Genomic DNA, 9378 nt, shown 5'->3' with positions numbered 1-9378 from the left:
TTCGATCGCCAGATCGCGGAACTTCAGGTCCGCATCGCCATCATGAACGGCTACACCGCGCTCGGCATACCCGTCACGGAAGCTGTGGGATAAGTCCGTCCGGGGAAAGGGGAACCTCGGCCATCAACCGATTTGTGCAACAGAGCCCGGCTACGAGCTCAAAACTTGCGCCGAAAAAGCCACGACCCTGAAAATGGGTAAGAGAGCGGAAGCCTTTTTGAAGATCTTCGGTGCCGTTTATCGAGAATATCAGGCGCGACTGGGCGAACGCATCGACTTCGAGGACATGGTCCTCCGTGCGACCGCACATGTCGAATCCGGACGATACCAGAGTCCATTCCGCCATATTCTCGTGGACGAGTTTCAGGACATCTCGACCGGTCGCGCCCGCCTCATTCAGGCCCTTAAAGCGCAGCATGCCGATGCCAGAATTTTTGCAGTCGGCGATGACTGGCAGTCAATTTATCGCTTCGCCGGATCCGACATCCACATCATGCGCAACTTCGGAGACGAATTCGGAGGGACATTCGCCGGTGAGACGGGCATTCATCGGACAGTCGATCTCGGGCGCACCTTCCGATCGGTCGACAAAATCGCACTGGCGGCCAGGCTATTCGTTCTGCGCAATCCGGCTCAGATCTCAAAAAAGGTGGTCCCTGCGGGGGAAGCAAACCAACCAGCCATTCGCATTTCCTTGACCCACCGCGAGACCGCGGATGAGGCACTCGATCGCGCGCTCACATCACTGTCGACATTCCACTCACCAAGCGATCGAAGCGCTTCGGTCTTGCTGCTGGGAAGGTATCGCTCCATCAAGCCCGACCTCGGGCGTTTACAAAAGAAACACCCTTCGCTTTCGCTCAGCTTCAAGACAATCCACGCGTCCAAAGGTCTCGAAGCGGATCATGTGATCATCCTCGGGGCTGACAATAGCCGTATGGGGTTCCCCTCGCAGATCGTTGACGATCTACTCCTGACACTAGTCTCCCCAGAGGCGGAGCCATTCGAAAACGCCGAGGAACGCCGCGTGATGTATGTCGCGATGACACGCGCACGCAACACGGTGACCATTCTCGCCTCGGAAGCGCAGCCATCGATCTTCGTCCGCGAATTGATCGACGACCCGCGCTACGAAATCAAGCACCCTCACGGGGCCTCGGAGCAACAGCATATCTGTAGCCAATGCGGCGGGCGATTGATTTACATGCCCGGAAAAGGCGGTTCGGGCTGGTATCGCTGCGAACACGTAAAGCTGTGCGGCAATCGCATGCCCGCCTGCCCGCAATGCGGCGCTGGATTGCCGCTTCGCGATACGAAGACCGGAGAAATGACCTGTCCAGCATGCGGCGCGGGGCAACCAGCCTGCCCCAATTGCAGTGAAGGCTGGCTCACCAAACGCAGGGGCCGCTACGGTGTCTTCCTTGGCTGCGTGCGTTTTCCGGACTGTCGGGGCAAGGCGAAAATGCGAGCCCCTCGCTAGAGCAAACGCGAAGGACGCCCCGAGCGCGAAGAGTGAGAAGACATGTCGGTCTTCGGAGGAGCGAGGCATACGCCTCGGGGCTCGTTTAACAACACGTCACACCCGGAATGCATATTATCGAGCACTTTAAGCGCCGGGCCCGCAGGTGCTCGATAAACTGCTTGGGCGCGTGCGGTTCACGCCGTGGCATACCGTTTATCGAGCACCCCACCCCGCCGTAAGCCATTGATATATTTTGAAATCGGGATTTATGAAATACAGCAAAACGAGCACCCCGGATTTGGCGAAGTCTAGCCGCCGGCAAGGTGATCGGCTGGTTGGTTACTCAAAGAACAATGTGGCCGGACCGCTTTGTCGTCGTATCGCCGCAGGAAGGCCGCGAGCAGCAGCCCGCAGCCTCGAGAGAAACGATGAATCACCCGGTATCGCCACCTGCAACCACCAGAGTGCTGCCGGTGATGTAGGACGCCTCTCGTGACGCAAGGAAAAGAATAGGCGCGACCTGCTCATCGAGTGAACCGTAGCGTCCCATCATGGTCGAATTCTTGACCTGTTCGACCGCCTCCGCCATCCAGCCTTGCTCAGCCTCGGTGTCGCCTTTGGCATTACGCGGGATACGGCGAGGCGGCGCTTCCGTGCCCCCCGGAGCGGAGGCCACGACCCGGATATTTTCGCCTGCGACTTCCATCGCGAGGCTGGCCGTCAGCGCATTCACCCCTCCCTTGGCCGCCGAATAAGGCACGCGATGGATGCCGCGCGTGGCGTTGCTGGAGACATTCACGATGACGCCCCCACCCCGCGCGCGCAGATGTGGCAGGACCGCATGGCAGGACCAAAGCGTTGGCATCAAGGACCGCTGAATCTCAGCCTTGATCTGCGCAGGCTCGAACTCTGCGTAAGGCCGCATCCGGATTGCGCCCCCGACACCCGTCACGAGGATGTCGATCCCGCCGAACGCATCTATCGCTCCCTCCATGACCGCCTCGGCGCCCGCATAGGTTTCAAGATCGGCCACCACGGCTTTTGCCCGGCCCGGACCCGCAGCGTTGATTTCAGCCGCGACTTGGGAGACGAACTCCGCCCGATCCGCAAGAAGCACATCAGCCCCTTCCGCACAGGCGCGGGCAGCCACGCCAAGACCGATGCCTTGCGCCGCCCCGGTCACGACCATGACCTGCCCCGCAAAGCGTTCCGGGAAATGATCCGTTGCGCTCATGCGGCCTCCGAGGTGCTGATATCTGCGGGCGTGAACTTCTCGTAATGGAAGCTCGCCGGCGCGATGCCCTTTTCCGCGAGGAATTTTCGCACCGCCTCCACCATCGCAGGTGGCCCGCAAAGATAGACGTCCAAATCGCCGCCACGCAGATCCGCATCGCTTAGGTGATGGGTGACATAACCTTTCAGCGGATGGACACTGCCCTCATCGGCCACACAGCAGGCGAATGTCAGGTTCGGCAAACGCTGAGACAGCGCCTCGAGCCGCGCAACCTCCACCAGATCGTCATCCGTCGTCACACCGTAGACGAGGTGAACCGGATGCGAGGCGTCCCCGGTCTCGGCCATGACTTCGAGCATCGAGAGTAGCGGCGCGAGGCCGGTCCCACCGGCCAGCATCAGCACCGGGCGCTGAACCTGCCGCAGGAAGAAGCTCCCATAAGGGCCTGTGAACGACATCTTCTCTCCGAGCGCCACCGTCTCTGTCAGATGCGTGCTCATTGCCCCACCGGGCACGTTGCGAATGAGGAACGTCGCCTCGGACGCACCGGGTGCCGAGCTGAAGGAATAGGAACGGGTTTGCCCATCCGGGAGAGCGATATTCACGTATTGCCCCGGCAGGAAGTCGAGTGTCCCTGGGTCAGGCAGCGTCAGCCCCAGCCGGATCGTCGTCGCCGATACACGATCGAGCGTGCTCACCTCGGCCGCGAACTCCGCAGGGGTCAGCTTGCAGCTCGACGAGGGCACCGGGACCGAGACGATGCAATCCCCCGAGGGCACCATCTGGCAGGAGAGGACATACCCCTCCTGCGCCTCGTCTTCCGACAAGGCTTCCTCGAGGAAATCATCCCCGAGATCGAAAGCCCCCTGCTCGCAACGGCACTTGCAGGTGCCGCAAACCCCGTCCGAACAGTCGACCGGCAGATTCACCTTCTGCCGATAGGCTGCGTCCATCACCGTTTCCATCGGCTTGACCTCGATGACACGGGTCACGCCATCTTCGAAATTAAGCGCTACGCGATAGCTCATGATTGCCTCCGATCACACATGATAGACGTCGATGACCTGATGGATGTAATCGTCCTTCAGGATCACTTTCTTGGCGGCAATCAGCGGCGTGTCGCCCGACAGATCCACCGTATAGAAAGACGTTCCGAAAAAGCTCGTCGTCGTCTTGTAGCGGTGGCTCAGCGTGTGCCAGTTGAACCGCAGATCGATCTCCGTTTCGCGCCGCTCGAGGATTTCGACATTGCTGATCATATGATTGGTGCGGGGCTCGGGCATTGTCGCGCCGGAGCGTTCGGTCTTGATCCGAAAAACCCGGTCTTCGAGCCCGGCCCGATCGGGGTAATAGATCAGGGAGACTTGGCTTTGCGGGTCCTCGATCAGCTGATCGTCATCGTCCCAGGACGGCATCCAGAAGCTCGCCTCGGGCGCATAACATTCGAGCCAGCGATCCCATTCCCGATCATCGAGCAAGCGCGCTTCGCGATAGAGAAACTGCGTGAGTGCGGTCAGATCATTTGTCAAAGGCGCGTTCATGCCAGTTCCTCCACGCGGCTCTCTGCCGTTTCTGCCTCAAGCGCCTTCAGAAGGGTCTCGGCCCAGAATTCGTGCTGACGAACGAAAAGCCCTTCATCTTCGGCACGCTCTGCGCTGAGGATCGGGTTCATGCCCATCGCCTTGGCGTTTTCATCCGGGCCGTTCTCCCAGCGGGTGGCCCCGCGGCTCAAGTCGTTCCAGACGCCATCCGCGGCGGCGTAGGCCTCTTGGCACGCGCGGAACTCTTCCAGATCGTCGGGCGTGCCCATGCCTGAGACGTTGAAGAAGTCCTCGTATTGCCGCAGGCGCAGCGCGCGCTCTTCCGGCGGCTCGCCGACGGGGGCGAAGCAGTAGATCGTGATCTCGGTCTTATCGACGGAGATCGGACGCACCACCCGGATCTGGGTCGAGAACTGATCCATAAGGTAGACATTGGGATAGAGGCCGAGATTTCGCGTCTGGTTGACGATGAAGCTCGTCTTCTCCTCGCCCAGCCGTTCGGCCAGCGCGTCCTTGTGATTCCAGATCGGGCGCACCTCCGGGTTCAGTGTCCGGGTCCACAAAAGGATATGCCCCTGCTCGAAGCCGTAGACACCACCCGTGGATTTCGACCAACCATTGGCATCGACGGCCTTGGTGCCCTCTTCCTTGCGGTGCCCCATCGTGGCGGAATAGTTCCAGTGAACCGAGCTGACGTGATAGCCGTCTGCGCCGTTCTCCATCTGCAGCTTCCAGTTCCCGTCGAAAGTGTAGCTGGAATTTCCGCGCAGAACCTCGAGCCCCTCAGGTGCCTGATCGACGATCTGATCGATGATGACACGGGTTTCGCCAAGATGCTCTTCCAAGCCCGCCACGTCGGGGTTTAGAGACCCGAAGAGGAAGCCCTTGTAGCTGGCGAATTTCGTAACCTTCTTGAGGTTATGCGACCCATCCCGGTTGAAGGCTTCCGGGTAGGCACCGGTCTTGCCGTCTTTCACCTTCAGCAGCTTGCCCGCGTTGTTGAAGGTCCAGCCATGAAACTGGCAGGTGAAACTCGACTTGTTGCCATGCTTGCGACGGCAGAGCGTGGCGCCGCGATGCGCGCAGGCGTTGACCACGGCGTGCAACTCACCTTCCTTGTCGCGGGTGATGATGATCGGCACACGCCCGATCCAGGTGGTAAAGTAGTCGTTGTTCTGCGGGATCTGGCTCTCGTGGGCAAGATACACCCAGTTGCCCTCGAAGATATGCTTCATCTCGAGTTCGAACATCTCTTCATCGGTGAAGATGTCGCGACGACAGCGGTGAATACCGGTCTCTGGGTTCTCGATCACCGCGTTCTCGATACGGGATTTCAGGTCGTTTGCCATAGGTCCTCCTCCAAACTGGCGCGTTCCTGCAACGGCAGGGTCTTGGCTGGATCGTCGAGCCGAGCGGCTGGGAGACCGACCGTCCGGGTGCAAAAAGCCGTTCCCGAAAATCGGGTTTCGGAGCCATCTCGCGGCCCTTCAGACCTAATAGGTATCGAGCGATACCTCCCGACGGGTAGCGTCCTCCTCTACCCGGCTCAATCAAGCTTCGGCTAAACTGACAAAGTGAGAGGCGTTTGGCCAAGACCAAGTAAGTCTGCCTTTATGCCGGGAGGGTATAGTATGGAAATGCGGCAGCTCCGCTATTTCGTGGCGGTGGCGCGGGAGAGGAGCTTCTCGCGTGCGGCGAACACACTCAACATGGCACAGCCTCCTCTGAGCCGGCAGATTCAGATGCTCGAGGCGGAGATGGGCGCGGAGCTGATCGACCGCTCGGTGCGTCCGTTGCGCCTGAGCCCGGCAGGGCGGCTGTTCCTGAAACAAGCCGAACAGATCCTCGGCCATGCCGAAGCAACGAAGGTAATGATGACGCGAACGATCAAGAGCGCCAAGCGCAGCGTGGTCTTCGGCTTCGTCGCCTCGACGATGTATGGTCGATTTCCAGCACTGATCCGAGGTTTTCGCAAGAAAGCCAGCGATATCGAAGTGCATCTCGTCGAGATGAGCAGCCTTGAACAGATCAACGCCTTGAAGGAAGGACGGATCGACGCGGGTTTTGGCACCCAGCGGTTCGAGGACACTGACATCCGGCGCGTTCTGCTGCGCGAAGAACAAATGATCGTCGCCCTTCCGATCACGCATCCTCTGGCCGGAACCGACGCGCCGCTCCCCCTGTCGCGGGTCGCCGAAGAGCCGCAGATCCTTTACCCGAGCAAACCGCGCCCGAGCTACGCCGATCAGGTTCTAACGGTTTTCCACGACCACGGATTGACGCCGATGATCGCCCATGAGGCCCGCGAATTGCACATCGCCCTCGGCCTCGTCGCGGCCGAGGAGGGTATCGCAGTCGTGCCTGCTTCTCTGGACAGGCTCCGGATGGAAGGCATCTGCTATCGTCCCATCGAGGAACACCCCACTTCGCCAATCTTCATGAATTACCGGCAAGGCGACACCTCGCCGCCCATCTGCCTGATGAAGGAAGTCATTTGCGAAATGTATCCCGACTGGGGTTACGCCGTGCCGGAGGGCCTGCGCGAGCCCTGACCCCTTGCGGAGCAGTTTCATTCTAAGCGAGCCACGCACTGCGTGGCCCTATGAAGCACGTGTCAGAGGAAGGAACACGACCGTCGGGGCATGACCTTTCTCGCGATACGCTCTTCGTGCCTGAGCGATCTGCCGGAGGGAAAACAACCCCGCCGAAGGATACGCGCTGTGGGAAAGATGGGGGGGGCCGGATTTACCAAAAGTCGAACCGAGTAAGTCGGAAAAAGGACGCAAGCCATACCCCTGGAGGAAAGCTTCTTTGCCGAGACGACCAATTCAGCTCAAAAGCAGGGAAAACCGCTCTCGATCGTCCGCTTGACTAGATATAGGCGCGTGTGGTGAGCAGTCTTCTCTGGCTGAGCGACGAGAAGATGGCACTGCTCGAGCCGTTCGTCAGGAAAACAGTCCAATGGACTGTTTTCTGATCTTCCTCACTTCCGAAGAGCCATGGCCGCCCACGGGTTGATGATCGTCATGCTCTGAGCGGGATAATCTTCATAAACCGCAATGGGTTGCACTGGCGCGATGCACCGCAGGAATACGGTCCGCCCAAGACACTCTACAACCGCTGGAAGCGTTGGAGCGAGATGGGCTTCGTGCGCCCAGTGATGGAAACCCACCCTCTGGCCTGGACCTTCTTCGTGCCCTTCATAATGGTCACGACCTTCGCAGTGGTGAACCTCCTGGTGGGCCTGATCGTGGATTCTATGCAGGACGCTCATTCAGAAGAGGAGACCACGCGCACCGGTGCCTACCGGGATGAAGTTCTCCTGCGGCTCGACGCAATCGAGCGGCGGATCGGCGATCTTCGGAGAGGCGACCAAACGGGCGAGTGAGGCGGGGAGCCGGGGTGCGTATGAGGCAACCTCGACCGGACTTTGAAGGCATGAGTTGCCATGGGGGCGCCACTATCTCTCATAGTCCGCCCTATCTGATTGCGGGGCTCTGAGGGCATACATCTCTCGCTGCAAAGACGCGCAGATCCTCGTAGAATTCGGCGAACGCAATTATAAACGCCGCAATCGGAGCGAAATCATGGTCGGCACAAGAAAGAAAAACGTCAGACACAAATCCGTCACTTTCCCACCGTCCTCTCGCCACCTTCTCGCTCGAAGGTTGAGTGGCCGTCGTTTCAATTTAAGGAACGACACTTTCTCCAAATAGTTATCTTGGAGCCTAAAATGCATATTTTTTGGTCTTTTTCTTACCTGATATCTCTACTTTGTCCGAGATGTGATCCCATTTTTTCAGCCCGCCTTGATACCCTCCAAGCCATCCAGTCGTTCCCACCCCACCGCTATCGACGGCGTGCACCACCCACACCCTTCAAGCGCATCGTCGAGTGATCTGACGAAGTAAGCCCCTCAATCCGTCAGGTTGGTAGCGGGAGCAGCCGGGCGATTGCCCGGCTGCTTCGCGTTCATCTGAGCCTTCCCCGGCCGTCTTTTATGCCAGCTTCTGAAGCTCAAATTGTCTAATCTTTTCGGAGGCATGCCAAAGCAAAGAGCGATTACGTCGCTTTGAGCCTCCCGGTCGCACGAACCCACCGTTCTATTCAGAAAACGGAGGACGAGAGACATCGAATAAGCGGCACAAGCCGGAAGAGATTGCCATGAAGCTTAGGCAGCTAGGGCGTTCGATCGACGACACATCATGCTCAGAACGTATATCGACATGCGGGTGAAGCTCCGGGCTCGCAGGAGCTCGTTCAACAGCAAGAGGGTGCGGTTCTAGGTGCGGCCCGTCGTGTATCGTCCCCTCCCCTTTTCAAGTCACCGGCATCTCTTCAAAGCAGCTCTGGTCACATAGAGCGGCGGCCCGGCGCTCGACGGATAGAGCGCCGGGACGAGGTATCAACCGATCTGCGCGGCTGCGGGACCGAAGAATTCATAGTGGATGCGAGCGTCTGGAACGTTTGCAGCCTTCAGGCCGGAAACCATCTCCTGCATGAAGCCCGTCGGGCCGCAGATGAAATAGTCCGCCCTGGCCGGATCGCTGATCTGCACGAGCCAGTTCGGATCGACGCGGCCGGTATGGACACCATTCGCGACATCATTCTCTTCCGGCGCCTCGTAGAAGACGTGACTCTCATGTGCCTTCGCGCGGGAGGTCGCGGCAAGCGCATGGGACTGGCCGTTCCGCGTCGCGTGGACATAGACCATCCGCAGATCGCCGCCACCATAGCTCTCCAGCATCGAGATCATCGGGGTGAGGCCAACGCCGCCCGACAAGAGAACCACCTCTCGCTTGTCTGCGGGATCCAGGAAGAACTCGCCAGCGGGCGCGGCCACGTCGAGCTCGGCGCCGACCTCGACCGCATCATGCAGCCAGTTGGAGATCCGCCCGCCGGGCTCGCGCTTGACAGTGATGCGGTAGGACTGACCATCCGGCGCCGAGGAGATCGAGTAGTTGCGCCGATACTCCTCGCCTTCCGCAGGTTCAAAGCGGAAGCTCAGATACTGACCGGGGCGATGCTTGAGAACAGGCAACCCATCCACGGGATAGAGCGTGAAGGACGCGATCTCGGAGGTTTCGCTGTCCTTCGCGCCAACCTTGAAGCGCCGCCACCCGCGCCAGCCGCCGTCCTGT

General features: G+C 59.6%; 8 protein-coding genes and 1 pseudogene. 4 read left to right on the top strand and 5 right to left on the bottom strand.

What is annotated here, in order from left to right; genetic code table 11:
* Positions 1–193: 193 nt before the first annotated feature.
* Positions 194–1480 carry a UvrD-helicase domain-containing protein gene (locus F8R15_RS20465; RefSeq protein ID WP_306461415.1) on the top strand — a complete coding sequence of 429 codons (1287 nt, stop codon included), beginning with the start codon at positions 194–196 and terminating at the stop codon, positions 1478–1480.
* Between the two features lie 415 nt (positions 1481–1895).
* On the opposite strand, the gene benD is transcribed toward F8R15_RS20465, so the two are convergent.
* From benD to F8R15_RS20445, 4 genes are read right to left on the bottom strand one after another with little or no spacing between them, the layout of a single operon-like run.
* On the bottom strand, positions 1896–2696 hold the full coding sequence (benD, locus tag F8R15_RS20460) for a benzoate diol dehydrogenase BenD (RefSeq protein WP_152845814.1): 801 nt from the start codon (positions 2694–2696) through the stop codon (positions 1896–1898).
* Positions 2693–3724, bottom strand: a complete 1032-nt coding sequence (gene benC, locus F8R15_RS20455) for a benzoate 1,2-dioxygenase electron transfer component BenC (protein WP_078572459.1) — start codon at positions 3722–3724, stop codon at positions 2693–2695. The genes benD and benC overlap by 4 nt, the downstream gene beginning before the upstream one ends.
* A 12-nt stretch (positions 3725–3736) precedes the next feature.
* Positions 3737–4237 (bottom strand): benzoate 1,2-dioxygenase small subunit, encoded by a 501-nt coding sequence (gene benB, locus F8R15_RS20450; RefSeq protein WP_078540055.1) that lies wholly within the window; start codon positions 4235–4237, stop codon positions 3737–3739.
* Positions 4234–5586 (bottom strand): Rieske 2Fe-2S domain-containing protein, encoded by a 1353-nt coding sequence (locus tag F8R15_RS20445; RefSeq protein WP_152845813.1) that lies wholly within the window; start codon positions 5584–5586, stop codon positions 4234–4236. Before F8R15_RS20445 ends, benB begins: the two co-directional genes overlap by 4 nt.
* 282 nt (positions 5587–5868) lie before the next feature.
* Here F8R15_RS20445 and F8R15_RS20440 point away from each other — a divergent pair, with 282 nt between their 5' ends.
* The 3 genes and pseudogenes from F8R15_RS20440 to F8R15_RS21580 all read left to right on the top strand — a co-directional run bounded on the left by F8R15_RS20440 (position 5869) and on the right by F8R15_RS21580 (position 7625).
* Positions 5869–6789, top strand: coding sequence for a LysR family transcriptional regulator (locus tag F8R15_RS20440; RefSeq protein WP_078540057.1), 921 nt, complete (start codon positions 5869–5871; stop codon positions 6787–6789).
* Positions 6790–7127: 338 nt separating this feature from the next.
* A pseudogene (locus F8R15_RS21695) lies at positions 7128–7382 on the top strand (transposase); the annotation flags it as partial.
* Positions 7377–7625 carry an ion transporter gene (locus tag F8R15_RS21580; protein WP_210402180.1) on the top strand — a complete coding sequence of 83 codons (249 nt, stop codon included), beginning with the start codon at positions 7377–7379 and terminating at the stop codon, positions 7623–7625. The pseudogene F8R15_RS21695 and the gene F8R15_RS21580, both read left to right, overlap by 6 nt.
* 1017 nt (positions 7626–8642) lie before the next feature.
* On the opposite strand, the gene F8R15_RS20430 is transcribed toward F8R15_RS21580, so the two are convergent.
* Positions 8643–9378 (bottom strand): FAD-binding oxidoreductase (locus F8R15_RS20430; RefSeq protein WP_253732821.1); only part of this gene is annotated, 736 nt, incomplete at its 5' end.

Source organism: Thioclava sp. JE_KL1 (assembly GCF_009296265.1).
Taxonomy (GTDB): Bacteria; Pseudomonadota; Alphaproteobacteria; order Rhodobacterales; family Rhodobacteraceae; genus Thioclava.
Note: the sequence above shows the minus strand (reverse complement) of the source record. Positions and strands in the feature narration are given on the sequence as shown.